The organism is Streptomyces sp. NPDC036813 (assembly GCF_055609245.1).
In genome coordinates this window covers 88,731-112,572 of record NZ_JBVJPV010000005.1, presented here as the reverse complement: position 1 = coordinate 112,572, position 23,842 = coordinate 88,731, and the positions used below count along the sequence as shown (strand labels likewise).

Annotated in this window: 27 protein-coding genes and 2 pseudogenes; 13 read left to right on the top strand and 16 right to left on the bottom strand. The window is 73.7% G+C overall.

From position 1 onward, the window contains the following. Nucleotides 1-66 precede the first annotated feature (66 nt). Nucleotides 67-432: a hypothetical protein gene (locus ACZ67Q_RS13010; protein WP_471180387.1), complete on the top strand. Its 366-nt coding sequence runs from the start codon at nt 67-69 to the stop codon at nt 430-432. On the opposite strand, the gene ACZ67Q_RS13005 is transcribed toward ACZ67Q_RS13010, so the two are convergent. Beyond that, nucleotides 429-1,328, bottom strand: a complete 900-nt coding sequence (locus tag ACZ67Q_RS13005) for a Gfo/Idh/MocA family protein (protein ID WP_471180384.1) — start codon at nt 1,326-1,328, stop codon at nt 429-431. The genes ACZ67Q_RS13010 and ACZ67Q_RS13005 overlap by 4 nt on opposite strands. Before the next feature lie 171 nt (nt 1,329-1,499). Then, nucleotides 1,500-1,727 carry a hypothetical protein gene (locus ACZ67Q_RS13000; protein WP_471180383.1) on the bottom strand — a complete coding sequence of 76 codons (228 nt, stop codon included), beginning with the start codon at nt 1,725-1,727 and terminating at the stop codon, nt 1,500-1,502. Between the two features lie 290 nt (nt 1,728-2,017). Here ACZ67Q_RS13000 and ACZ67Q_RS12995 point away from each other — a divergent pair, with 290 nt between their 5' ends. Then, entirely contained in the window at nt 2,018-2,836 is an 819-nt protein-coding gene (locus ACZ67Q_RS12995) for an SAM-dependent methyltransferase (RefSeq protein ID WP_471180380.1), read from the top strand. A gap of 92 nt (nt 2,837-2,928) precedes the next feature. Here ACZ67Q_RS12995 and ACZ67Q_RS12990 read toward each other — a convergent pair whose 3' ends face one another. Next, nucleotides 2,929-3,843, bottom strand: a complete 915-nt coding sequence (locus ACZ67Q_RS12990; RefSeq protein ID WP_471180377.1) for a helix-turn-helix domain-containing protein — start codon at nt 3,841-3,843, stop codon at nt 2,929-2,931. 130 nt (nt 3,844-3,973) lie between these two features. Continuing rightward, the gene (locus ACZ67Q_RS12985) at nt 3,974-4,204 is read right to left on the bottom strand and encodes a DUF397 domain-containing protein (protein WP_361629877.1); all 231 of its coding nucleotides are present in this window, start codon (nt 4,202-4,204) and stop codon (nt 3,974-3,976) included. A gap of 295 nt (nt 4,205-4,499) precedes the next feature. Here ACZ67Q_RS12985 and ACZ67Q_RS12980 point away from each other — a divergent pair, with 295 nt between their 5' ends. The 4 genes and pseudogenes from ACZ67Q_RS12980 (at nt 4,500) to ACZ67Q_RS12965 (ending at nt 6,679) form a co-directional block, all read left to right on the top strand. Further along, a complete protein-coding gene (locus ACZ67Q_RS12980) occupies nt 4,500-5,081 on the top strand; it encodes a hypothetical protein (protein WP_471180373.1) in 582 nt (193 codons plus the stop codon). Between the two features lie 97 nt (nt 5,082-5,178). Then, nucleotides 5,179-5,591 (top strand): annotated as a pseudogene (locus ACZ67Q_RS12975) (ABC transporter ATP-binding protein); the annotation flags it as partial. A gap of 213 nt (nt 5,592-5,804) precedes the next feature. Continuing rightward, nucleotides 5,805-5,945, top strand: coding sequence for a hypothetical protein (locus ACZ67Q_RS12970; RefSeq protein ID WP_471180371.1), 141 nt, complete (start codon nt 5,805-5,807; stop codon nt 5,943-5,945). 206 nt (nt 5,946-6,151) lie between these two features. After that, complete coding sequence (locus ACZ67Q_RS12965; RefSeq protein WP_471180368.1) at nt 6,152-6,679, top strand: SRPBCC domain-containing protein; 528 nt, start codon at nt 6,152-6,154, stop codon at nt 6,677-6,679. A gap of 26 nt (nt 6,680-6,705) precedes the next feature. Here ACZ67Q_RS12965 and ACZ67Q_RS12960 read toward each other — a convergent pair whose 3' ends face one another. Next, nucleotides 6,706-7,035 (bottom strand): hypothetical protein, encoded by a 330-nt coding sequence (locus tag ACZ67Q_RS12960; protein ID WP_471180365.1) that lies wholly within the window; start codon nt 7,033-7,035, stop codon nt 6,706-6,708. 264 nt (nt 7,036-7,299) lie between these two features. On the opposite strand from ACZ67Q_RS12960, the gene ACZ67Q_RS12955 reads away from it, so the two are divergent. Next, on the top strand, nt 7,300-7,557 hold the full coding sequence (locus ACZ67Q_RS12955) for a DUF5133 domain-containing protein (RefSeq protein ID WP_471180362.1): 258 nt from the start codon (nt 7,300-7,302) through the stop codon (nt 7,555-7,557). A 142-nt stretch (nt 7,558-7,699) separates the two neighbouring features. After that, complete coding sequence (locus tag ACZ67Q_RS12950; protein ID WP_471180359.1) at nt 7,700-7,915, top strand: hypothetical protein; 216 nt, start codon at nt 7,700-7,702, stop codon at nt 7,913-7,915. A 30-nt stretch (nt 7,916-7,945) separates the two neighbouring features. On the opposite strand, the gene tgmB is transcribed toward ACZ67Q_RS12950, so the two are convergent. The 3 genes from tgmB to ACZ67Q_RS12935 all read right to left on the bottom strand — a co-directional run bounded on the left by tgmB (nt 7,946) and on the right by ACZ67Q_RS12935 (nt 9,484). Continuing rightward, nucleotides 7,946-8,932 (bottom strand): ATP-grasp ribosomal peptide maturase, encoded by a 987-nt coding sequence (gene tgmB / locus ACZ67Q_RS12945; RefSeq protein ID WP_471180356.1) that lies wholly within the window; start codon nt 8,930-8,932, stop codon nt 7,946-7,948. 17 nt (nt 8,933-8,949) lie between these two features. After that, on the bottom strand, nt 8,950-9,141 hold the full coding sequence (gene tgmA, locus ACZ67Q_RS12940) for a putative ATP-grasp-modified RiPP (protein WP_471180353.1): 192 nt from the start codon (nt 9,139-9,141) through the stop codon (nt 8,950-8,952). Nucleotides 9,142-9,346: 205 nt separating this feature from the next. After that, nucleotides 9,347-9,484, bottom strand: coding sequence for a hypothetical protein (locus tag ACZ67Q_RS12935; protein WP_471180350.1), 138 nt, complete (start codon nt 9,482-9,484; stop codon nt 9,347-9,349). A gap of 1,264 nt (nt 9,485-10,748) precedes the next feature. Here ACZ67Q_RS12935 and ACZ67Q_RS12930 point away from each other — a divergent pair. Beyond that, nucleotides 10,749-11,945 (top strand): hypothetical protein, encoded by a 1,197-nt coding sequence (locus ACZ67Q_RS12930; RefSeq protein ID WP_471180347.1) that lies wholly within the window; start codon nt 10,749-10,751, stop codon nt 11,943-11,945. A gap of 95 nt (nt 11,946-12,040) precedes the next feature. On the opposite strand, the gene ACZ67Q_RS12925 is transcribed toward ACZ67Q_RS12930, so the two are convergent. Genes ACZ67Q_RS12925 through ACZ67Q_RS12915 form a run of 3 tightly spaced genes read right to left on the bottom strand, consistent with a single transcriptional unit; the run spans nt 12,041 to nt 15,700 of the window. Then, nucleotides 12,041-14,140, bottom strand: a complete 2,100-nt coding sequence (locus tag ACZ67Q_RS12925; protein ID WP_471180345.1) for a xanthine dehydrogenase family protein molybdopterin-binding subunit — start codon at nt 14,138-14,140, stop codon at nt 12,041-12,043. Nucleotides 14,141-14,162: 22 nt separating this feature from the next. Further along, a complete protein-coding gene (locus ACZ67Q_RS12920) occupies nt 14,163-15,155 on the bottom strand; it encodes an FAD binding domain-containing protein (RefSeq protein ID WP_471180342.1) in 993 nt (330 codons plus the stop codon). Continuing rightward, nucleotides 15,152-15,700, bottom strand: a complete 549-nt coding sequence (locus tag ACZ67Q_RS12915) for a (2Fe-2S)-binding protein (RefSeq protein ID WP_471180341.1) — start codon at nt 15,698-15,700, stop codon at nt 15,152-15,154. The genes ACZ67Q_RS12920 and ACZ67Q_RS12915 overlap by 4 nt, the downstream gene beginning before the upstream one ends. 127 nt (nt 15,701-15,827) lie before the next feature. On the opposite strand from ACZ67Q_RS12915, the gene ACZ67Q_RS12910 reads away from it, so the two are divergent. Beyond that, nucleotides 15,828-16,514, top strand: coding sequence for a maleylpyruvate isomerase N-terminal domain-containing protein (locus tag ACZ67Q_RS12910; protein ID WP_471180339.1), 687 nt, complete (start codon nt 15,828-15,830; stop codon nt 16,512-16,514). 342 nt (nt 16,515-16,856) lie between these two features. Here the strand turns inward: ACZ67Q_RS12910 and ACZ67Q_RS12905 are convergent. From ACZ67Q_RS12905 to ACZ67Q_RS12895, 3 genes and pseudogenes are all read right to left on the bottom strand, one after another. Next, nucleotides 16,857-17,993 (bottom strand): annotated as a pseudogene (locus ACZ67Q_RS12905) (hypothetical protein); the annotation flags it as partial. A gap of 110 nt (nt 17,994-18,103) precedes the next feature. Next, nucleotides 18,104-18,424 carry a hypothetical protein gene (locus ACZ67Q_RS12900; RefSeq protein WP_471180338.1) on the bottom strand — a complete coding sequence of 107 codons (321 nt, stop codon included), beginning with the start codon at nt 18,422-18,424 and terminating at the stop codon, nt 18,104-18,106. A gap of 317 nt (nt 18,425-18,741) precedes the next feature. Further along, on the bottom strand, nt 18,742-18,993 hold the full coding sequence (locus ACZ67Q_RS12895) for a hypothetical protein (RefSeq protein ID WP_471180336.1): 252 nt from the start codon (nt 18,991-18,993) through the stop codon (nt 18,742-18,744). 224 nt (nt 18,994-19,217) lie between these two features. On the opposite strand from ACZ67Q_RS12895, the gene ACZ67Q_RS12890 reads away from it, so the two are divergent. Next, a complete protein-coding gene (locus tag ACZ67Q_RS12890) occupies nt 19,218-19,439 on the top strand; it encodes a hypothetical protein (RefSeq protein WP_471180334.1) in 222 nt (73 codons plus the stop codon). Nucleotides 19,440-19,443: 4 nt separating this feature from the next. Here ACZ67Q_RS12890 and ACZ67Q_RS12885 read toward each other — a convergent pair whose 3' ends face one another. Further along, complete coding sequence (locus tag ACZ67Q_RS12885) at nt 19,444-20,160, bottom strand: hypothetical protein (protein ID WP_471180331.1); 717 nt, start codon at nt 20,158-20,160, stop codon at nt 19,444-19,446. Between the two features lie 327 nt (nt 20,161-20,487). Between ACZ67Q_RS12885 and ACZ67Q_RS12880 the strand changes: the two genes are divergently transcribed. Further along, on the top strand, nt 20,488-20,871 hold the full coding sequence (locus ACZ67Q_RS12880) for a PadR family transcriptional regulator (protein WP_471181073.1): 384 nt from the start codon (nt 20,488-20,490) through the stop codon (nt 20,869-20,871). Next, nucleotides 20,868-21,884, top strand: coding sequence for a hypothetical protein (locus tag ACZ67Q_RS12875; RefSeq protein ID WP_471180329.1), 1,017 nt, complete (start codon nt 20,868-20,870; stop codon nt 21,882-21,884). The genes ACZ67Q_RS12880 and ACZ67Q_RS12875 overlap by 4 nt, the downstream gene beginning before the upstream one ends. Before the next feature lie 509 nt (nt 21,885-22,393). Here ACZ67Q_RS12875 and ACZ67Q_RS12870 read toward each other — a convergent pair. Next, on the bottom strand, nt 22,394-23,758 hold the full coding sequence (locus tag ACZ67Q_RS12870) for an FAD-dependent oxidoreductase (RefSeq protein ID WP_471180326.1): 1,365 nt from the start codon (nt 23,756-23,758) through the stop codon (nt 22,394-22,396). Nucleotides 23,759-23,842 lie beyond the last annotated feature (84 nt).

Below are 23,842 nucleotides of genomic sequence, written 5' to 3'. Positions count from 1 at the left end.
GCGGGGTGCGATGCTGGGGCACACGGCGTGATCCACGGACGATCGCAGGCGCGGGGGAGAGGCGACATGGGTTTCGCGGGCCAGGTGTGGCGACTGACCGGCGCGGCGGGCGCGATCGGGGAGGTCCTCGTCGAGGAGGCCGACTTCCCCTGGCTGCGCGGGCGGTTCACCGCCGGCCCGGCCTTCGGTTCGGTGCGCGAGCTGTTCGAGCGGGAGCTGGCGCTGACCGACGACGAGGACTGGGACGCGTGGGAGCGGGTGTGGGACGAGATATCCCGCGCCGTGACCCTGCACGCCCCGGACGGCCCCGTCGCCGAGTTCCTGCTGCACATCGAGGACGACCGCGCCTGGTTCCGCTGGAGCGACGAACCCTTCGACAACGGCCGGACCGCCGCGCCGGCGGACAGCGGTCCCGGGGAGGCAAGAGCCTAGCCCGGCGCGCCGGCTCCCGAGGCCGGCAGCAGGCCTTCGGCCTCGGCGAGGATCTCCGTGACCCGCAGCCCGAAGGCCGCGTCGCAGGGGTGGGGGCTGCCGCCCGAGGCGGCGGCCAGCAGGGCGTCGAGGGCCCGGGCGTACGACTGCTGCGCCCCCTGGGTGCGCTCCGGGAGCCGTGTCACGCCCGACTCGCCGCGCAGCTCCACCACGGCGCCGGCCGCCGCGGGCGGCACCGTCAGACTCAGGTCCAGTGCGCTGGAGGCTCCGCCGACGTGGCGCAGCACCAGGTGCACGGTGTCCTTGGGTCCGTGCGCGGCGGCGGCCACCTGCTCGACGTCCCCGAGCACCGGCAGCAGGACGGACAGCGCGTGCGGGCCGACGTCCCACAGCGCGCCGCGCTCCCGGCGCCACGGCGAGGCGGCATAAGGGCTGCCCTCGGCGAACGCCGCGCCCAGCCACTGCGCCCGCGCGGTGAACCAACCACCTGTATGCGCCTGTTCGGTGATCCACGCCTCGGACTCCGGCTGGAACCGGGTGGTGAAGAAGACGACCGAGGCGACCTGGGCCTCGCGCACCGCGTCGGTGACGGCGCGCCCGCCGGTGACGGAGGTGGCCAGCGGCTTGTCGAGGAGGAGATGCCGCCCCGCGCGCGCGGCCCGCGCCGCCAGTTCGGCCTGCACGTCGGGCGCCAGCGCGACGGCGACGGCGTCCACGTCGGTGAGCAGGGCGTCCACGTCGTCGTAGGCCCGGGTGCCATGGGTCCCGGCCAGCTCCTTGGCCGCCTCGGGCCGGCGGCCCCAGACGCCCACCAGGTCCACGGCCTCGTGGGCGGCGAGCGTGGGGGCGTGCACCAGGCGCGCCCAGGGTCCGGTGCCGAGCAGTCCGATGCGCATGCCGCTCCTTCACAGGGTCGTCGTCCTCACGGTCCTTCGGCGAGGTCACGCACGAGCCTGGCACACCGCCGGTTCCGTGAGACACCCCGCACCGACCGGGACACCCCGCACCGATCCGGACACCCGCACCGGCCGGGGCGACTCACGCCGCCGGGCGCTCGGCGAGGCGGCTCATGCCGCCGGGCGTTCGGCGGGACCCGCCGGCTCGGGCGACGTGGCGCTCGCCGCCGCGTCGCGCGGGTGACCCGCCCGTCCGCCGCGCACCAGACGCAAGTGGCGTCGGCGCGCCGCGTGCCGGTGCCTGGCCGGCAGTGCGGTGAACAAGCGGTCCTCCATGCGATCCATGATCAGCAGCAGAACGGACAACAACGGCAACAGCAGAACGGCGACCCAGACCACGGCAGCCCCCTAAGCAGGGTGAATGTCTTCACGGGTGCTCCGAACCGACCCGCTGATGCGTTCGACGCCGGTGAAGAATGCGTGACGATTCACGGGAGACGTGCACAAAACGGTGATATGCCACAAACGTGTCAGGCGCAACAGGATGGGGCGGTGTGCTGGGTCGGGAGCGATGTGCATGTGTCCGAAAGTCGCCGTGCGCAAGTGCACGAACGGACCAAGGCGCATCGGTCCGGCCAGTACGCTCTGTGCTGCCGGTTTCGGCGACAGGGTGCGGAGTTGGGGGCACGGTGCAGGAAGACAGGAAGCTGTCCACGGAGATCGACTCCAGCGTGCCGACGGCCGCGCGCATGTACGACCACTACCTGGGCGGCAGGGACAACTACGCCGCCGACCGCGCGGCGTGCGAGCAGCTCGACAAGGTCGTTCCCAGCACCCGCCGGCTCGCCGTGAACAACCGCCACTTCCTGCAGCGCGTCGTGCGGACCCTCGCCGGGGAGCACGGGATCCGGCAGTTCCTGGACCACGGCTCAGGCCTGCCCACCCAGAACAACGTCCACCAGGTCGCCCAGCGGCTCGATCCCACGGCGCACGTCGTCTACGTCGACAACGACCCCATGGTGCTGGTGCACGGCCGGGCGCTGCTGGAGCAGGACGAGCGCACCACCGTCATACACGCCGACCTGCGCGACACGGACCAGATCTTCGACCACCCCGACACGCGGCGCCTGATCGACTTCTCCCAGCCCGTCGCCGTGCTGTTCAACTCCGTCTTCCACTGCATCCCGGACAGCGACACCGACGGACCGCTCGCGGTGGCCCGCCGGGTCGCGCGGCGCCTCGTGCCGGGCAGCTACCTGGTCATGTGCCAGCTGGTCAGCGAGGACCCGGAGGTGCGGGCGTTCGTCACCGGCTTCATGGACCAGGCGACGCAGGGCCGCTGGGGCCGTGTGCGCGAGGAGAAGGACGTCGCCGAACTCTTCGAGGGTCTGGAGATCCTGGAGCCGGGGCTGGTGGAGGTCTCCACCTGGCGTCCGGACACCGAGGTCGCCCCGCGCCAGCTCACCCACGAGTGGATCGAGTTCGGCGGAGTGGGCCGGGTCGTCTGACCGCACGCTTTGGCCGGCGCCCAGCGCCGGCCCGTCCTCACCTCGCGGTCGGCCGACGGCGGCAGGCCCGTCACAGCCGCCCGCGGCGGCCCTCAGCTGTAGCGGCTCTTCACCGTTTCGCGCAGCAGCTCGAGCGTCTCGCGCGGCTTCAGGGCCTCGTCGGCCAGGCGGTCCAGGGCGAACCGGTATTCCTCGGTCTCGTCGCGGTCCTCGAGGAAGTTCGCGCTGCGGATGTGCTCCAGATAGACCACGTCCGGCAGATCGAGACCGTCGAAGCGCAGATAGGTGATCGGGATGGCGGGCGCCGACGCGTCCGTGACGTCCAGCGGCACGACCTGGACGGTCACGTTCGGGCGTTCGGCCATCTCGATGAGGTGCTCGAGCTGCTCGCGCATGACGTCCTTGCTGCCCAGCACCCGCAGCAGGACCGATTCGTCGATGACCGCCCACAGCTGCGGCGCGGCCTCCCGCCGCAGCAGCTGGGCCCGGCGCATCCGCAGCTCCACGCGGCGCTGGACCTCACCCGCCGGTGCGTTCGGCAGACCACGCTTGACGACGGCCTGTGTGTAGGCCGAGGTCTGCAGCAGACCGGGAACGTACTGGATCTCGAAGGTACGGATGGTGGCCGCCGCCTCCTGGAGTCCCACCAGCCGCTCGAACCACTCCGGCATCAGCCGCTTGTCGTAGCGCTGCCACCAGCCCGGCTCACCCGCCCGCTGCAAAAGCCGCAGCAGCACCGACGCCTCGTACTCCTCGGTGCCGTACAGCGTCAGCAGGGCGCGCACATCGCTCTCGGCCGGAGGGCGACGGCTCTTTCCGGCCTCGATGCGGGACAGCTTGGCGCCGCTGAAACCGAGTTCCTTGGCGGCCTGGTCCTGGGAGTACCCGGCGTCCTCGCGGAAACCGGCCAGCTGGACGCCGACCAGCATCTTCAGCAAAGTCGGCGCGGGCTCCGACCGGTCCAGATACGATTCCAGCCGGGAGAGGCGATGCGACTGAGCGGACATCCTTCACTCCCCGTTGACCGGCAGACCTGACGGCCAGAATATCGCACTCGTTCCCGATGGTCCCATCATCCTTCGGATCCGGGGGAGTTGGGTCCGAGGCCGGATCGGCCGAACGGGTGCCTGGTCCGCCTCACACCAGGTGGTCGAACTCGCCGTCCTTCGCGCCCGCCAGGAACGCCGCCATCTCCGAGGCCGTGTAGATCAGCGCGGGCCCGTCCGGGTCACGGGAGTTGCGCATCGCGATGCCGCCCTCGACGAGGGGTGCCACTTCGACGCAGTTCCCCTCGGCGTTGCTGTGCCGGCTCTTCATCCACCGGGCGTCCAGCGAACTCGCTCGCACTCCGTTGCGTACTGGTGGCATCGCAGTCTCCTTGCCGTGACCGACCCGTCGACGCAGTCTCGCGCAATTTCTCGTGCAATTGCACGCGAGCGCCGTCTGCGTGGATAATAGCCGTGGCGTCAACCCTCGGGCGGGCGCCCGGTCCTGACGTCATTTCAGGGAGAAAACGTGCTCTCACCTGCGCCGACAACGCCGCGGACAGCGGGCGTCGCCGGGGTGTGCGGGCACGCGAGGCACTCGGCCGGCGAACCGTCCGGCCTCCCGGGCCGACCGGCCCCTGCGAGCTGACCCGACCGCCGTGGAAAGGCCCCACGTCATGCGCACCGCTCCGACCGGACAGCAGAGCACATCGCGCACGGATCGCGACGTCCCCGCCGCGGCAGCGGCCCGGCAGGCGCCGCTCGCCGGCCTCGGGCAGGTGCCCTGGGCCGAGATCAAGGACTCCACCGGCTCCGCCGCGGCGATCCCGCTGCTGCTCAACCAGATCGCGTGGGGAGACCCCGCGACGGCCCGCGCCGCGCTGGAGGATGTGCGGAAACGCATCTGCCAGTACGGCTTCGTGGTGGAACAGGCCACCGCCGTCACGGTCCCGTTCCTGTGGGAGCTGGCCCAGCTGCCCCACGTCTCCTGCCGGGCGCGGATCATCCAGCTGCTCAAGAGCATCGCGGACGCCCGGCAGTGGGAGAGCACCGCCGCCGCCTATCCCAAGCTCCTCAACCACCGTGAGAACCATGTGACCTGGGAGCGGGCCGCCCGTCAGGCCGTGCGCGACCGGCGCGGTGTCCTGCGCCATCTGATGGCCGAGGGCGACGCGGAGATCGCCCGCGCGACCACCGAACTGGCCCGCGCGCTCGGCGAGTGGGGATCGCACGTCTCGGACAGCGGACAGCGGGTGTGAGGCCGACGCGCCCGGTGTAGCCGTGGACCGCAGCGTTGGAGAAGGCGCTTGCCCCAGCGCTTGCCCCTGACTCCCACATCTGGGAGGGCCGCCGCCGATGGCGTCGTCGCTCGACAGACCGCTCGACCGTCGTTACCGGGACGAACGCCCGCTCCGCACGCTCGCCCAGCTCTTCCGTGCCGACCGCCGCCGCCTCGCCGCAGCGGTCGTCGTCTTCACGGTCGAGCACAGCCCGTCTGGCTGCTGCCGCTGATCGCCGCGTCCATCATCGACACCGTCGTCCGGCACGGACCGGTGGACCGGATCTGGACCTCGACCGGGATCATCATGTTCATCCTGGTCGTCCACTACCCGCTGCACATGCCCTACGTCCGCCTCCTCCACGGCAGCGTGCGCCGCATGGGCACCACCCTGCGTTCGGCGCTGTGCAAGCGTATGCAGCAACTCTCCCTCGGCTGCCACTCCCGGGTCAGCGCGGGCGTGCAGCAGGCCAAGGTGGTGGGTGACGTCGGCGGCGGCCCTCGTCGTCGCGCGGCTGCGGTCCCGCCTGTGTGCCCACAACGGCACGGCGCTGCAGGAGGGGCAGGCGGCCTGAGCGTCGGCTGTCCGCGCGTCGCCGTTCACGCATCGGGGGCCAGGTGAGACGCGCCGCCGAAAACGGCTGGCGACGACGGGGACGCGAGCCGTACTGTACCGATCGGCAAGAAACGGGGGAGGGCCCCCATGCCCGGTGGCCGACCGCGCGCGTTCGACGCCGAAGCAGCGCTGGACGGCGCGCTCGAGGTGTTCTGGCGCCATGGCCGCGAGGGCGCGTCGCTCGCGGACCTGACCGGCGCGATGGGTATCAACAAGCCCGGCATGTAAGCCGCCTTCGGCAACAAGGGAGCCGATCCGGCGAGCCCGGTCCGCCTGCTGCACACGGTCACCGACGGCACGCCGTCCAGGCGGCCTCCGGGGTCCCGCGCGCCGAGCTCGAACGTACGGCGGCGATGGCTCTCGCTCTCGTCCTCGAAGCCGCTGCCGGCGCCCGTCTTCAACGATCCGAGACCGACTGAGGAGACACGTCCACCATGGGAGCCACCGCGCCCGACGCAGCTGCAGAGGGATCTTCCGAGGGCGCGCTCGCAGGGGCGCGGCACGACACCTTCACGATCTCACTCCACCTGCCCGCACCCGCGAGCGCCGTGTTCGAGGCGTTCTCCGACACGCCGGTCCGGCTCCGGTGGTTCAAGCTGCCGGGCCGTCAGACGGCCTACCGGCACGATTTCACGGTGAACGGCGGGGAGAGGGCGTCGAGCCTTTTCCCGGTTCCCGGCGCACCGCCGGAACGGCTCGAGTACGCGTCCCGCTACCTCGACATCACCCCGTCCTCGCGGATCGTGTACGCGTACACGGCACGGGTGGACGACGTCGTGCGGTGGGCTTCGCTCGTGACTGTCGCACTGGAGCCGGAGGCGGACGGCACCCGGCTGCGGTGGACCGAGCAGGCGGCCTTCCTGGCGGCGTCAGCGGAGCCGGAACACGACGTTCCGCACCTGCGCGGCGCCACCCGCCTGCGGTTGAACGGTCTCGTGGCCGCCCTGGCGGCCGACGCCTGAGCCGGTCACCGGCGACGCGGCAGGTATCAGGCCGCGCTGCTGCGGTGGGTGTGGTGGCGACAGGTCGCGTCGTGGGACGTGCCGAGAGTGGTCCACCACCGTTCACAGCACGCCGCCCCCAGCTCCGCGCGGACGAGGGCCTCGGTGGCGTCCGGGGTCGCGGGTGGGGCGACGGTGCCGCCGGGACCGGGACGCTCCGTCTCCCGGACCACGGCGATCAGCGGGACCAGACTCGCTGCGCTGAACAGACAACCGACCCACGCGGGACCGTGGCCGAACTCCAGGACGGCCGTCCAGGCAAGGCCGGCGCTGGTGACGACGTAGAGCGCGCACAGGGCGCGTGCGGACCAACTCATCGGTGGACACCGTTCGTAGACAGGGGGTCATGCCTCCTGTCCAACTGCCCCCGGTGCGGCGAAGAAGCGGTTCCCGGCGCCGCGCCCACGGTTCGGGTGAATTCGGCGGACGTACCCGTGCCGTGATGGTTCCGCGACCGGCACGTGACATTTTCGGCCGCCACGGCCCGTCATCGACGTAAATCCTGCCAATGGGCGGGGAAAGCGTGCATGATCCTGCCAGGGCGGGGCATACGGAGCAAAAAATCGAGAGAGGGGAGCTCCGTGCTGGTTCCGGACCCGAAGGTCGTCAGGCATCTGCTGACGCAGTACGCATCACTCAAGATCGCCCAGGCGGAGAGGGAGAGGCCGGCGACGGCCCGGGAGTTGGAGGACGTGAGCTACACCCTGTGCGTCCTGATGGGCACCACGAGCGTGTACGACGCGATCGCCAAGGCGGACGCCCTGCTTCTGGCCGCGAACCGGCCACAGCCGCAGACCCACGAGACGGACGGCGACAACGGCCTCTCCCTTGCGGTTTGACCCGCACGAACCCCTGACGACCCGCACACCGGCCCGATCGCCGGTGTGCGGGACTGCGGGGTAAGGCACCCGGGCGCGGACGAGGCCGCCTAGACTCGACCCTCGTGCCCACCACACGGGCCCACGAGAGGAAGAGCGCCGGGTGTTCCAGGATTCCCCCATCTACGACCGACTGATCGCCGAATGCGGAGACGTGCCCACCGAGGTGCGCCGGGAGGCCGAGCGCGTGAACAGGGAGCTGGAGATGGTCATGCGCCCGCTGCGCTCTCCCGGCTACCCCGACCCGTCCCCGCGCGCCGCCCATCCCGGCGCGGGCTGGCAGCGCACGGCCATGCTGCCCGCGCCGCGCCCGCAGTGACCCCCGCACCGGCCGCGACCAGCTGAGGGTTCAGGGCAGGGCGCAGCCGGTGCAGTTGACGTGCTGGGGCCGGTGGTCCGTCAGGGGCCGCCCCAGCCACTCGGCGATGGCGCGGGCGATCGGCCGGCCCGTGTCCACCTCCACGAAACCGAACTGACCTGACTGGTTGCACTCCAGGAACCACCAGGTCCCGTCGGCGTCCTCGGCGAAGTCGAAGGCCCCGTAGGCCAGTTCCGCCTCCCGCAGATAGCACCGCACCGCCTCCGCCACCCGCGCGGGCACCTCGGCCGGCTCCCACGGCCGGCCCGACGTGTCGAAACGCACGTCGACCAGGTCCGGGTGCGCGTGCGGATCGGCCGGCTTGCGGGCGGCCAGCAGGCGCTCCCCGACGGCGGTCAGCCGGATGTCGGCCCGCTTGGCGATCCGGCGCTGGAGGAGGGTGGGTCCGTAGGCGACGGCCGAGAAGTCGGTGTCCGGTGCGACCCGGCTGGTCGGCACCGCCCGCGGCGGGTCCTGGGGATGCGCGCCGGAGACCGGCTTGACGACCAGGTCCGGATAGCGTTCGGCGAACTCCCTGGCCGCCTGCGGGAACGTCGTGATCAGCGTGGCCGGAACGGGCAGCCCGCAGCGCTGGGCCAGGTGGAGCTGCCAGGGCTTGTGCCGGGCGCGGCGGGCCGCGTCCGGATGGTTCATCCAGCGTGCGCCGCTGCCGCGGAGCATGCCGTACAGCGCCTGCGCCGACTCCTCAGACAGCCACGCCGACGCGTGCGGCGCCCGGGCGGCTGCGGCGCCGGGTCTGCGGACCCACACGGACCGCAGGCCGTCCAGGCTCACCAGCCGTCCCGCGGAGGACAGATGGCCGCGGAACGCCCCGTGGACGTACTCGCCGGAGAGCGCGACGCCGCCGGTGAGATCGGCCGGGTCGAGCCGGACCACCGGTATCGCGGCGGCGTTCAGGTGAACCACCACCATGTCGGCCGTCACGTCCTCTTCACAGGTGAGGATCAGCACGGTCATTGTCGGCACTCTCGCGTTCAGTCGTCGAAGTGGGTCTTGGAGCCCGCCGTCGACGTCGTGGTCCCGAGCTCCCTCAGCAGCGCGTGGTCGCGTGCGGCGATCCGGCCGTCGATGAGCACGTTCAACTGCAGCCCGGAGTCGTAGGTGTACGGAACGGAGGACTCCAACTCCACAGCGGGCCGTGCGTAGTTGAGCGCGAACGGTTGCATCGTCTCTCCCTCGTCGGTACTGCATCGAACAAGTGGTGCCGCCGTGCGGAGCCCCTTGGCCGGCGCGTTCCTGCGACCTCCAGTCACTTATACGAATCGAACGGGTGAATGGTTTCCTTACTCTGCGTGATCGGCGCGGAGTTGGGCCTCGTCGCCCGTCGGTGACGCGGTGGTGAAGAGGATGTGCGGGCCGGGCTCCGGATGGTCAGCTCGCCGGTGCGGCGCCGTGCGCGAGAGGGCGCGGGGGCCGCGGTGTGCGCAGGAGCGCGGCGATGTCGTCCGGATGGAGGGCGCCGGGCAGAACGTCGGCCGGCAGGACGGCGCGCGTGGTGGTCGTGTCCACGAGTCCTCCCCCAGCGCGGAGCGCCGCGCCACGTCTGCTCTTCCCCCGCTTTCGATTGACGGATTCCCGTTTCCGGGCCCGGTTACCGCCTCGCGCGGCGGAACCGTTCCCGCGAACGTCCGTTCTCAGGGTCCCCGAGCCCCGCGCGTTTCCGTATTCACACGTGTGCGCGGGTGGAGTGGCGGGTCCGTCCTCGGCCCCTTAGTAATGGGCAGGGCAAGCCGCGTGTCGCAGCTCGGGGGCCAGGCGCGACCGCACCCCTCAGAGAGAGCCCATGATGATCACCCGCTCTTCACGGCAAGGTCCGGACCGTCCCCACACCGCCCAGACCGACCCCGCCGAGGCTCAGGCCGTATCGCGGGGCCCCGGGCACGCCGCCTTTCCCGCCGGCCCCGATCCGGGCCCCGCGCCAGAGGCGGGCCCCGATCCGGGCCCCGCGTCTGAAGCGGTCCCGGTTCGCGACGCCGGTCCGGCGCGTGCCGCCGAACGTCCACCCGACCCGGCAACCGAGCTCGCACCGGCTCCCGCGCCTGACATCCGGCTCGCACCCGGGTCCGCGTCGGCTGCCGATCCCGCTGCGCGAGCCGGCGCGGGGCCGGACGCCCCGTCCGCGGCCTGCGCCGCGCCGGGGGCGAACCCTGCCGCGGCGGCGGAGGCCGGGGCCGCCGGGGCCGGCCTGGCTGTCGCGGGCGCGGCCGGTGGCGTGAGCGCCGCGGCCGGTATGGGTGCGGCGTCGGCCGGCGTGAGCGCCCCCTCGGGCATGAGCGCCGCGTGTGGCGTGAGCGCCGCTTCCGGTATGGGTGCCGCCTTGAGCGCGGGCGCCGCAGCGGCCTCCGGCGCCGCGTCAGGCGTGGGCGCCGTAGCAGGGTTGAGCGCCGGGGCGGGTGCGGACGCGCCGTTCAGCGGCGGTGCCGGGACGGGCGCGTCAGCCTCAGGCGCGGATGGCACGTGCGGCATGGGGCGGGGCGCGGGCGCTGAGGTCCCGTCTGTCGAATATGTTCCGTATGTTCCCTTCGATGCGAGGGCCCAGGTGGGCGCGGATGCCCAGGCGGGTGCGGGAGTCCAGCCGGGCACGGAGGCCCCGTCCAGCGTGGGGTTGTCCCCGGGTGCGGTGGTCCCGCCCGGCCCGGGGGCGTCCCCGCACGCGGATGTGCCGTCCGGCCCGGTCCCGTCCCCGGATGCCCCGTCCGAGCCGGGACCGTCCCCGCGTGCGGACATGCCGCCCGTTGGGGAGCCGTCCTCGCCCTCAGCTGTTCCGGCCGACGTGAGTCCCCGTCCGGCCGGGGGCGTTCCGTCCGGCACGGGCGCCCCCGTCACCATGGACGGCGTTTTCGACGAGCACGCCGCCCCGGCCGCGGGCGCCCCCGCTGAGGCCGAGGCCGCAGCCGAGCGCGATCCGGCGGGAGGCACCGATCCGGCAGGCACCGATCCGGCCGGAGGCGCCGCCCCGGCGGGAGGCACCGGTCCGGCCGAATACGCGTACGCGAACCCGGCCGCAGGCACCGACCCCGTCGAAGGCACCGACCCCGTCGGCGGTCTGCTCCACGTCGCCGCCGCGCAGCGGCCGTTGGAGGACATCGTCCAGCTGATCACCCTCCTCCAGCAGTCCGGGGAGTACGCGGGCGCGGCGGCCGATGTGCTGCGCGCCGTCGGTATCGAACGGCCCGTGGAGGACGTCAGCCGGCTGGTCGCCGTGTTCTCCCGGCCCCCGTACCGCCCCGGGGACGCCGACGAGATGATCCGTGCCGCCGCCGCGCACCGCCCGGTCGCGGAGGTCACCCGGCTGATGGAGTTGCTCTACCGCGAACCGGCGGAGCAGCACTGCGGCGACGAGGCCGTACGGGCGGCGGCGACCGGCCGCCCGGTGGAGGAACTGGTGGAACTCGTCGGGCGGTTGGCCCGTGAGCGGGAGCAGCGCGCCGCGCAGGCGCCGCCCGCGCCGTCCGCACCGTCCGGCACGGAGCAACCTGCGGCCGAGACGGACCGGGCGAGCGAACCGGCGGCGCCGCCCCGTGAGGACGGGCCGCCCGCCGCGCTGGCGTCCTGGGCCGGCCGCCTCGCCGCGCTCGTGCTCACCCTGTGCGGCGTCGCCTGGTTCCCGCTGCACCGCGACGGCGCACCGGCCCGGGTGTACGGCGTGGCCTTCGGGCTGTCCGCCCTGTGCCTGCTGCTGGCCCTGCTGCTGACCCGCCGACGCCCGGCACTGCCCGTGCTCGGCGCGGCGGTGGCGGTACCGGCGGCCCTGGCAGCGGTCCGGCTGCTGGTCGGCCGGATCGACGTGGCGGGTCTGTCACGCTCCCTCGAGCTGACGGCCGCACCGCCCTGGATCACCGGCCCGCTGGCCCTCGCCGCCGCCCTGACCGCGCTCGCGGCGCTGTGCGTGCGCCCGGCCGCCGAACGCCCGGCCCCGCAACCGGCCGCGGCCCCTGCGGCAGTGGGGGAGCGGGCCTCCTCCGAGTAGACGCGGTTCGGGGGATCGCGCGGCGCGACGGCCGCCACGAGGGTCGCAGGACCCCGTGGCGGCCGTCGCCGTCGTGGTGCCCGCCCGCACGTCGCTCACCCCGGGCCCGTCAGCGCCCCCAGGACCTTGTCCGGCGTGAGCGGCAGGTCGCGCAGCCGGGTGCCGGTGGCGTGATGGACTGCGTTGGCGATCGCCGCGGCCGTGCCGACGATCCCGATCTCGCCGATGCCCTTGCTTCCCATCGGGTTGAGATGGCTGTCGTCCTCCTCGATCCAGTGCGCCTCGATGTCGGGTACGTCGGCGTTCACGGGCACGTGGTAGGACGCCAGGTCGGACTGGACGAAGTCGCCGAACGCCGGGTCCACGGTGCTGTCCTCCGTCAGCGCCATGCCCAGGCCCATCGTCATCCCGCCCACGAACTGCGAGCGCGCCGTACGGGCGTTGAGGATCCGTCCGGCCGCGTAGACGCCCAGCAGCCGGCGCACCCGGACCTCACCGGTGACCGTGTCCACGGCGACCTCGGCGAAGTGCGCCCCGAAAGCGTGCCGTGAGTAGGGGCTGTCGGCGTCGGCCGCACCGGCTGTGTCGGCCTCGGCGCTGATCCCCTCGCGCGGCAGCGGCCCGGTCCGCGCGGCCAGCCGTTCCGCCAGCCGGGCGCACGCCTCGTGCACCGCCCAGCCCCAGGAGGCGGTGCCCGAGGAACCGCCGGCGAGCGCCGCGTACGGCAGGTCGCTGCACCCCACTTCGGTGGACACCCGTTCCAGCGGTACGCCGAGGGCGTCTGCGGCGACCTGCGCCAGCACCGTCCGGGCGCCCGTGCCGATGTCCGTGGCGTTGATCTCGACGAGGAACGTGCCGTCGGGCCGCGCGTGCGCCCGCGCGGTCGACGGCTGGACCAGGACCGGATACGTCGCCGCTGCCACCCCCGTGCCCAGCAGCAGCGGCCCCTGCCGCCGCGTCCCGGGCCGCGGGTCGCGCTCCGCCCAGCCGAACCGGCGGGCGCCCTCGCGCAGACAGTCCACGACGTGCCGGCTGCTGAACGGCTTGCCGCTGTCCGGCTCGGACTCCGGCTCGTTGACGACCCGCAGCTCCACCGGGTCCATGCCGAGGGCGCAGGCCAGTTCGTCCATCGCGGACTCCAGCGCGTACATCCCCGGGGCCTCGCCGGGCGCCCGCATCCAGGACGGGGTGGGCACGTCGAGCCGGACGACGCGGTGCGCCGTGCGGTGGCCGGGGGCGCCGTACATGACGCGGGCGGGCACCGCCGCCTGTTCCACGAACTCCTTGATGCGCGAGGTGTGCGTGGTGCTCTCGTGCAGCAGCGCGGTCAGCCGGCCGTCGGCGCCGGCGGCGAGCCTCACCCGCTGCACGGTGGGGGCGCGATGGCCGACGGAACTCGGCAGGAAGCGGCGCGGATAGGCCATCGTGACCGGCCGTCCCGTCGCCCGCGACGCCATCGCCGCGAGGACGACGTCCGCGCGCGGCGTCCCCTTGGAACCGAAGCCTCCGCCGACGTGCTCGGCCACCACCGAGATCCGCTCCTCGGGCAGGCCGAACAACCCGGCGAGCACCATCCGCACCACGGACGTGCCCTGGCTGGAGGTGTACACCGTGAGCCGGTCGCCGTCCCAGTGCGCGGTGCTGGCGTGCGGCTCCATGGGGTGGTTGTGCAGCGGCGGCACCCGGTAGGTGGCGTCCACGCGCACGGCCGCGGAGGCGAACTCGCCCTCCGGATCACCGTGTTCGCGCACCGCGGGATAGCCGCCGTTGGCCTTCTCGGGGACGTACACCTCCGGATGGTCCTCGGTGAGCGTCACGTCGTACGGCTCCTCCGCGTACGTCACGCGGACCGCGGCGGCACCGGCCCGGGCCGCCTCCAGGGTCTCGGCCACCACCAGGGCGACGCACCAGCCCCGGTGCGGCACCCGTGCGTCCTGCAGCACGGCGAGCGTCGGATCGTCGGACTCGCCCAGGCGCGGCGCGTTGCCGTGGCTGAGCACCGAGACGACGCCGGGCAGGGCGAGCGCGGCGGAGGCGTCGACGGCGGTGACCCGGCCGCGGGGGACGGTGGCGGGCACCGGTCGGGCGTACAGCCGGCCCGGCAGGGCGTGCTCGGCGGCGTAGCGGGCGGTGCCGGAGACCTTAAAGCGCGCTTCACGGCGCTCGGCCGGCGCGCCCACGGCGGTGTCGGTCATGGTTCCTCCTGGCGGATGCCGGTCAGGTCCCCGAGGACCGGGCCAGGCCGGTCAGGACGTCCACGGCGAGATTGCGGGCGAGCGGCACCTTGAAGGCGTTGTCCCGCAGCGGGCGCGCTTGGGCGAGCTCCAGGTCGACGGCGTGCTCGAACGCGGCCGCGGTGGGCGCGGCTCCGCGCAGCGCCTCCTCCGCGCGGCGGGCACGCCAGGGCCGGTGCGCCACCCCTCCGAAAGCGATCCCCGCGCGGTCCACGACCCCGTCCGCCACGTGCAGCACCGCCGCGACGGAGGCCAGCGCGAAGGCGTACGACGCCCGGTCGCGGGCCTTGCGGTAGCGCGAGGGCAGTCCGGCCGTCGCTGCCGGCAGCAGCACCCCGGTGATCAGTTCGCCGGGCCGCAGCTCGGTGTCCTGCTCCGGATGGTCCCCGGGGAGCCGGTGGAAGACGTCGGCCGCGATCTCCCGGGCGCCGCCGGGGCCGTACACCTCGATCCGCGCGTCGAGCGCGGCCAGCGCCACCGCCATGTCCGAGGGGTGGGTGGCGATGCAGTGCTCGGAGTGGCCGAGCACCGCGTGGTCGCGGTGGACGCCGTCGAGGGCGCCGCAGCCGGTGCCCGGCTCACGCTTGTTGCACGGCTTGGACAGGTCCTGGAAGTAGGGGCAGCGGGTGCGCTGCATCAGGTTGCCGCCGGTCGTGGCGGCGTTGCGCAGCTGGCCGGAGGCGCCCGCGAGCAGCGCCTGCGAGAGCGCCGGGTAGCGGTCGCGGACCAGGGGGTGAGCGGCGAGGTCGCTGTTGCGGACCAGGGCGCCCACCCGCAGGGAACCGTCCGCGAGCTCCTCCACCCCGGCCAGGGGCAGCCGGGTGACGTCGACGAGGACGGCCGGCTGTTCCACACCGAGCTTCATCAGGTCGACCAGGTTGGTGCCGCCGCCGAGGTAGCGGGCGCCGGGGTGGGCGGCGTACGCCTCGGTGGCCTCCGCGACGCTGCCCGCGCGCACATAGCCGAAGGGTTTCACGGGATCACGTCCTCCACCGCGTCGACGATGCGTGGATACGCGCCGCAGCGGCACAGGTTGCCGCTCAGCCGCTCGCGGATCTCCTGACGGGTCAGCGGCACGGGCCGGCCGGACGGCGCCGCCGGGTCCGTGACGTGCGAGGGGTGCCCGGCCTCGGCCTCGGCGAGCGCGCCGAGCGCGGAGCAGAGCTGGCCCGGTGTGCAGTACCCGCACTGGAAGGCGTCCCGTTCGGCGAACGCCCGCTGGAGCGGGTGCGGTGCCTCGCCGTCGCCCGCGAGGCCCTCCACGGTCGTCACCTCGCAGCCGTCCGCGGCCACGGCCAGCAGCAGACAGGCGTTGACGCGTCGCCCGTCCACCAGGACCGTGCACGCGCCGCACTGGCCGTGGTCACAGCCCTTCTTGGCGCCGGTCAGGCCCAGATCCTCGCGCAGCAGGTCGAGAAGGGTGCGTCGGTGGTCGACGGTGAGGGTGTGCGGTTTTCCGTCGACCCGGAGGGTCGTGTCGGAGCGGTGTGCGGCGGATGGTGCGGGGTGCTCGCTGCCCATGTGGTCTTCCCCTCCGGACGGGGGCGTTTTGCTGTCCTGACCGCGTATCCCGACCGCGCCGGGCGACACCTGCCGATGGCCGGAAACCGGTGGCGCAGTGCCGGGGTGCGCTTCCTAGGCTGGCCGCATGACAGCTGATCACCGGGACGGCACCGACCCCGTCGCCGCTCTGCGCGCCGCTTACGGGGCCTTCGCCGCGGTCGTCGCGACGCTCGGCGACGACGCGTCGTGGTTGCCCACGGGCTGCACCGGCTGGGCCACGCGCGACCTGGTCTTCCACTGCCTCTCCGACGCCCAGCGCGCGCTCGTCGCCCTGCACACCCCGACGAGCGCACCGCCGGACCGGGACGCCGTGACCTACTGGCACGCCTGGGCGCCGGATCCGGTCGGCGCGGCGCACGGGCGGCGCTGGGCACGGGTGAGCGCGAGCATGTTCCTCGACTTCGGCCAGCTGCGCGAGCTGTACCTGGAGACCGCGGCCGCCACGGTCATCGCCGGCGCTGCGGCCGACCCGACCCGCGCCGTGCGCACCCAGGGGCACGTCCTGACCGTGGGCGACCTGCTGACCACGCTCGCCGTCGAGGCCACCGTGCACCACCTCGACCTCACCGTGTCCTTGCCGGGGGCCGCGCGACCGGCTGCGGAGGGCCTCGCCGCGGTACGGGCCACCCTGGACGGGCTGCTGGGCCGGCCCGTGCCCGTGGACTGGAGCGACGAGCACTACGCGCGTGCCGCGACCGGCCGTGTGCCCCTCACCCAGGAGGAGCGGCGCGCGCTGGGCTCCGACGCGGAACGGCTGCCGCTGCTGTCCTGACCGGACCCGCCGACGGCGGCGCCGTCACCCGGAGGAGGTGGCCTTGCCGGGCGTCGTGGGTTCGCGTGACGAGGGGATCGCCTCGGCGGCGGATTCACTCGAAGGGGTGATCCCGTGGGGGGCCGCTGGTTTACGGGAAGATGTGGCCCCGTCGTGGGCGGTGCGTTTACCGGACGACGTGGCTCCGTCGGGGGTCGTGGGCTCGTCCGAGGAGGTGGCTCCTGCCGGGGGCGCGGGTTCACCCACGGACGGGGCCCCGGCTACGGCGGCGGGTTCTCCTATGGAGCCGGCCCCTTCGGCGGCGGTCTCCTTGGCGGCGGCCGTCTCGTGGGTGGCGACGGGCTCGTGGGTGGCGACGGGCTCGCGGGAAGCGGTGGGCCGCAGGGAGCGGCCGGAGATCTTCAAGCGCTCGAAAGTCCGGGTCAGCTGCTGGAGCGCACCGCCGACGGGCCGGGCCGGCGCCGGCGGGTCACCGGCGGTCGCCGCGGCGGCCTCCCGGTAGGCGGCCAGCGCCTCGTGCGCACGCTCGGCGGCCTCCCGGTACAGGTCACGGGAGCGCGTCATCGCCTCCAGCGCCTCGGCGTACATGGCGACCAGCGCGCGCTGGCGCTCCAGCTCCTCCTCGAGCGTGTACAGGTGCCACTCCTCCCGCAGCGCGCCCAGCTGTTCCGCGGCACCGTCCGGCAGCGGCCGCGGCAAGGCGGCGAACCGGGTCACCGCGTCGACCAGCTCCACCGGCTCGGAGCCGTCCAGGAACACACTGCGCACCGAGAAGTCCGCAGCGCTCCAGCCGTCCGGGACCGGGGCGCCGGGCAGGACCGCTGCGCCGCCGCGCGGTACCTCGACCCCGGCGTCACGCAGCGCGTAGTTGAGCGCGCGGAGCTGGTGCGGGGCGGCCCGGTGCTCCACGACGCGGTGGTGCAGGCCCGGGGGCAGGAAACGGGTGAGCGGGCCGCGGCCGCGCTCGTCGGGCGTCATCGCCTCGTGGACGACGACATGGAGGGTCCAGCGGTCGCGCAGCGCGTCCTTCAGGACCCGCCGCAGCGCCTTGTCGTCCTCCGGCAGCGCGTTGACCTGGAGGAAACGCAGCCCCGTCGCCGACTCGTGCGCCCATCCGCCGTCCGGTTCACCCGGCCAGAACAGGCCGGCCGGCGACGGCCAGCGCAGGTCCCACGGCCGCTCGGCCTCCGCGACCAGCAGCCACTCCTGACCGTGCCCGGCGCCCATGACGACGGTCAGCCGCGCCCGGACGGTCACCGCCTCCGCCACCTGCCAGCGCGCCTCGAAGACGCGCCGTCCGGCGGGAGACTCGTCCTCGGGCAGTTCCAGGAAGTCCTGGACGGCTCCGTCGTCCTTCAGCCGCTGCAGGTGTCTGCGCAGCACACCGGCGGCTGCGGACCCCAGGAAGCGGCCGCGGGCCGGCCAAAGCGTCGGGGGTGTCGTGGAGGGATCAGGGCGGTCCGTCGGCGAGGTCGGCATGGGTCCGTTCGTGAGGGCGGGGACGACGTGCACTGCCAGTATCGTCGCCGCGAACCGTGTGGATCACACGGGGGTGAGGGCACCTCCCTCGTGACGGCCGGCCGCCGGTGTCACTCCTTGCGGTCGGGATGGGGTTCAAGCCCCGCGACGACGTCCGTCACACCGGCCCCCTCGTCGGCTTCGTCCCGGCGCGGCCGGGCGTCGGCGCCACGGGCGTTCGGCTGCCCGCCGCCCGTTGTGCCGTAGCCGCCGGGTACTCCGGGGACGCTCTCGGCGTCGGCCTGTTCGCGGCTGATGTGCCGGGTGGCGCGGACGCCGGCGCGCCGTTCGTCGTGGGGATAGCTGAAGGGCCGCGACGCGGCCCGCTGCTCGTCGGCGGTCTCCGCCGCCTGGGCGGCCTCACGCGGATCAGGTGTCTTGCGGTCGTTCATGCCGCCCGGGTACCCGGGGCGTACGGCCGCATGTCGCCTCGTGCGCCCTCGACGGCCGCAGCGCAATCGGGAGGCGCACTGCGCACACGCTCGTCGGGCCGCCGCGCACACGGGACGCGCGCCGCGCACACGGTGTGTGCGCCGCGCACCACGGCGGGCGGTGCACACCCGTGGTTCCGGCGGGGCGCGGCCCAGCACAATCGTCCGGGCGGACAGGGCCCGTCCACCATCCGCATCGGGACGGGTCCTGTCCGTTTCGGCCGCCCGGCGTCCCGTATCGCTCAGTCGTCCACGGGCCGCGCGGCGTCCCGTATCGCTCAGTCATCCAGGGGCTGCCAGGACGGACCGGCGCCGTCCGGTCGTACGACTCCGAAGACCACGTCGGCGAAATGGACGCCGAAGCCGATCGTGCCGGGCTCGGCGAGCTCGGTGACGAGCCTGCGCCGGCGGCGGGCGGCGAGCGCGGGGTCGTGGTCGACGGCGGCGGACCACTCGGGGTGGTCGTCCTGGAGGGGGGAGTGAAGGGCGTCGTCGAAGGCGATCAGCCGGCGCCCGCACCCGTTGATCACGTATTCGGCGTGCCCGGCGGTGTGACCCGCTGACCCGCAGCCGCACGCCGGGGAAGACCTCCTCGCCGTCGGCCGGTGTGCGCACCCCGGCCTTGGGCGTCAGGACCGGGCCGTGCGCCGCCCACCCCGTCGCGGAGACCAGATGTACGGCCGTGTCGAACGGGGGCCGGTCGGCACCCGGTGCCGGATGCAGGGCCCAGCCGGTGTGGTCGGGGCGCAGGTGGGTGAAGGCCACCGCCTCGATCTCCTCGAGAAGCAGGGCCTCGTCGAGCGCCACCCCCCCGACCGACCGCCGCGCCCGGCACCTGGTGCTCACCGAACAGGGGTACGAGCCGCGCGTCCGGCTCCTGGAACTGCTCGAACAGGACTCACGGTTGGCCGGTCTGGGTCCGGAACAGCAGCGCACACTGCAGGGCCTGCCGGAGCAGGCCCTCATCCGGTGCTGACGGGTCAGGAACCGCCGCTGCCCTCCCGCTCCGGACGGCCTCGGCGCCGGCCACGCCGCCGTGGTTCCCTCGGTGCGGGTACGCCGTCGATCGGGGGCGCGCTGAAGCCGCCCGGGACGAACGGCGCCACCACCGGACCGGAACGCGGCGAGGACGGCTCACCGGCGGCGGGACGACTCGCGGTGGTCAGATGACTCCCGGTGGTCGGATGACTCCCTGCGGCCGGACGACCCTCGGTGGTCGGAGGGCGCCCGGTGGTCGGATGGTGTCCGGTGGTCGGATGGTGTCCGGTGGTCGCGGGCCGGGGGGTGGGCGGGGTCGGCCGGGCCGCGGCCCGGGCCACCACGCGCGCGTGGTTCATCAGGGGCGCGCACGCGGAACACACCTCGCTCAGTGTCCACACCTGCCCCACCGCGGGATCGTGGCGCAGCACCAGCACCACGGTGCCTCCGCAGGAGACCCGGGTGCCCTCGTGCGGGGCGCACCCGTGATGGCGACACCAGCAGGCGGCGTCGGAGCGCACGGCCGCGGCCCGGGCGTGCGCGAGGGCATGCGCCTCGGCGAACCGGCGCAGCGCCGTGAGGTCGCGGGAGCGGGCCGGCATCACGCACGCCGAGGAGCAGGTGACCGAGGCGCTGCGGTCGCGGTGACCGACCACCCGGATCGTCCAGGAACGACCCGGGCGGCGCGCCGAGGGAGCGTCAGGAATCGTCAGAGACAAGAGCGGTTGTCCTTCGTGGGAGCCGATCAGGCGGGCGGGCACCGAGGAAGATCCACCGATCCCCCGGAAGTGGCCTCGCTCACAGCATGCCCACGCTCGGCCCGCGCCATCCGCCTCCCACGCGGGAGCCGCGACCCGGCTCACTCCAGCGCGTACACGCGGATCACGGTGTGGCCGCCCCGGACCTCCCCACCGCGCCCCACCGCCCGTTTGCCCCCCGTGCGCGCCGAACCGCCGTTGGAGCCAGACGCCGCGCCCCGGGGCTGTGCTTCGCGCTGCGGAATATATCGGGTGCCGATATATTCTGTACGCATGGCAACGAAGTCCATGACGCAGGCGGCGTTCCTCGTGCTGACGGCGCTGGCCGACCAGCCCCGGCACGGGTACGGCATCCTGCGTGAGATAGAGGAACTGTCCGGCGGCGACGTCCAGTTGCGGGTCGGCACGCTGTACGGCGTGCTCGACCGGCTCACCGCGGACGGGCTGATCGTCCTGGACCGCGAAGAGGTGCAGCAAGGACGGCTGCGGCGCTACTACCGCCTCACCGACGACGGGCTGAACGCCCTGGACGCCGAGGCCGAGCGCATGGCCGCCGGCGCGAACGCGGCCAAGCGGCGCATCGCCGAGGGCCGCCGCGCGCCCGCGCGCCCCGCCGACCGCCCCGCCGTCCCGCCCGCCGCGGGACCCGGACTCGCCGGAGGCCTGGCATGACGACACTCCTCGAGAAGCGTTACCGCGCCGTTCTGCGTCTGCTCCCCGCCTACTACCGCGCCGAGCGCGAGGAGGAGATGGTCGACGTCTACCTGTGGGACGTCGACCGGGACACCCAGGACCAGTCCCGGCCGACACTGGGCGAGGCGGCGAGCATCGCCGGACTCGCGCTGCGCACCCGGCTCGGCGCCTCGGGCGCGCCCCGCCGTTACGCGCTGCTGGGCGCCGCCCTGCGCCAGTTCGCGCTCTTCGCCGTCCTGCTCCAGGCGGCCGGGGCAGTCGTGGACCGCGTCCTGGAGGTGGTCTGGGCGGCGACGCACGGTCCCGCGCAGTGGCGCATGTTCCTGTCCGGTTTCACCGGCCCGGGCGGTACGGTCGGCACCGTGGCGGCGCTAGCCCAATGGATCCTGCCGTTGCTGTGGACAGCCGGATACTTCGCCCTGCTGCACGACCGCAGGCGGCTCGCCCGTGCCACGGCGCTGCTCGCCGCGCTGCCCACGCTGTGGCCGCCGCTGGCGCCGCTGGTCTCCGACGCCTTCCCGCCGGACCCGGCCTACGCCACGGCCGCCGCGCTGCTCGCCTGGCTGACCGCGCTCGCCGTGTGCGCGGCCCATCACCGTGACGCGCCCCGGGCCGCCCTGCCCGCCGGAACGCCCGGCCTGGCCTATCTCGCCTGCTGCGTGGTGGCCGGCGCCTCGCTGGTCCTGATGCCGGGCACGGTCGACACGGTGTGGGCGCCGAGCAGCTGTTTCGTCGTCGGTGTCCTCGGCTGGCTCCTGTGGCGCGGCCGTCGGCGAGGAGTTGGCGACGCGGGTACGGCCGCCGCCCTCACCGCGCTCGGCCTGCTGGTCTTCGTGGCGCGTGTCGCGGCCCTGTACCCGTGGCTCGCCGTGCCCCTCCCCGGCGCGCTGCTCGCCGGACTGCTCGTACAGACGGGCGCGGTGCTGCTGCTCACCGCGGCGCCGGCGGTGGTCGGCGGACGGTGCCTCAGGGCCCGCGAGGGCGGGCGGTGACCCGTCAGTGGGGGTAGTGGCGGGGCTGCCGCAGAGGTGGATCGCCATCAGCGGGTTCACGAACAGCCCGCTGCCCTGCGTACGCGCAGTGAAGCGCACATTGCCGAAGTCGCCGCGTACTGCCCCGGCAGCGGAGCCGTTGACGACGCTCGCGTGGTCCGGTGGGCACGCCTGCGCACGGGCCACCGCGTCCAGGTGAGCGGCGCCCTCGGCGCTGTCGCGGGGCAGGGAGAACGCGCCGAGCCGGCCGCCCTCGCGGTCCGGTGCCGCGAGGGCGGGTGGGCCCCAGGCCCCGCGCGGCAGTCCGTACAGGTCCACGAAGGCGAGGCCGGCCGGCTGGACGTCCATGCCCGGAGCGCAGGGCGCGCGCCGGCGGCAGCCGCGGGTACACGTCGAAGCCACCGCCGGCTCCGGCGACGACGACGCGCCGGGCCTCGTGCAGCCGGGTGCCGGGGCCCCGGCAGCCGGATGCGGGGCCGCGAGGGCCCCGCACCGGCCCAGCCGTGTGCTTACGCGCCGCTCGCCTTGAGCATCTCCTCGCGCTCCACGATCTTCACGCGTTCGCGGCCCTGGGGCTCGCCCAGTGCCTTCTCGGCGGCGTCCAGGGCGTACCAGCCGTCCCAGGTGGTGAAGCGGACGTTCCGCTCGGCGAGGAAGGCGTCGACCGCCTCCGGGGCGGGCGAGGCCGGCGTGTGCAGGCGGCCGTTCGCGTGGTCGTCCAGCAGGTTGGCCACCGTCTCGTTGGCGTCGCCCTTGGTGTGGCCGATGAGGCCGATCGGGCCGCGCCGGATCCAGCCGGTGACGTACACCGACTGAAGGTGGGTGCCGCCCTCCTCGATGACCCGGCCGCCCTCGTCGGGCACCGTGCCGCTGTCCAGGTCCCAGGGCAGCTTGGGGAGTTTGTCGGAGAGGTAACCCACCGCGCGGTAGACCGCCGTCACGTCCCAGTCGGTGAACTTGCCCGTGCCGCGCACGTTGCCGGTGCCGTCCAGCTCGGTGCGCTCGGTGCGCAGGCCGGCCACCTTGCCGTCCTCACCGAGGATCTCGGTGGGCGACTCGAAGAAGTGCAGGAACAACTTGTGCGGGCGGTCGCCGGTGTCGCGGATCGCCCAGTTCTCCAGGGTCTTGGCGACCATGTCGGCCTGCTTGTTGCCGCGCCGGGTGGCGATCGAGCCTTCGTCGTAGTCGATGTCCTCGGGGTCGACGATGACCTCGATGTTCGGCGAGTGGTCCAACTCCCGCAGCTCCATCGGGCTGAACTTCGCCTGTGCCGGGCCACGGCGGCCGAACACGTGGATCTCGACGGCCTTGTTGGCCTTCAGGCCGTCGTAGACGTTCGCCGGTATCTCCGTGGGGAGCAGTTCGTCCGCCGTCTTGGCGAGGATGCGCGCCACGTCGAGGGCCACGTTGCCCACGCCGAGGACCGCGACCTTCTCGGCCTCCAGCGGCCAGGTGCGCGGCACATCCGGGTGGCCGTCGTACCAGGAGACGAAGTCGGCGGCGCCGTAGGAGCCGTCGAGGTCGATGCCCGGGATCGGCAGCGCGCGGTCGGCCGTGGCGCCGGTCGCGAAGATCACCCCGTCGTAGAAGGCGCGCAGGTCGTCCAGGGAGATGTCGGTCGGGTAGTCGACGTTGCCGAAGAGGCGGATCTGCGGCTTGTCCAGCACCTGGTGCAGGGCCGTGATGATGCCCTTGATCCGCGGGTGGTCGGGGGCGACGCCGTAGCGGATCAGGCCGAACGGCGCCGGCATGCGCTCGAAGATGTCGATGGACACGCCGGGCTCGGCGGCCACCTCGGACTTGAGGAGCGCGTCGGCGGCGTAGATCCCGGCGGGGCCGGAACCGACGATGGCGACCCGCAGGGGGCGAGGCATGACGGGTTTCCCTTCGAGCGGCGAATGATCGTCGACGGGAAGCCTAAACTAAGGCAAGCCTAAGTCGGTACGCGGGTCCGCTCT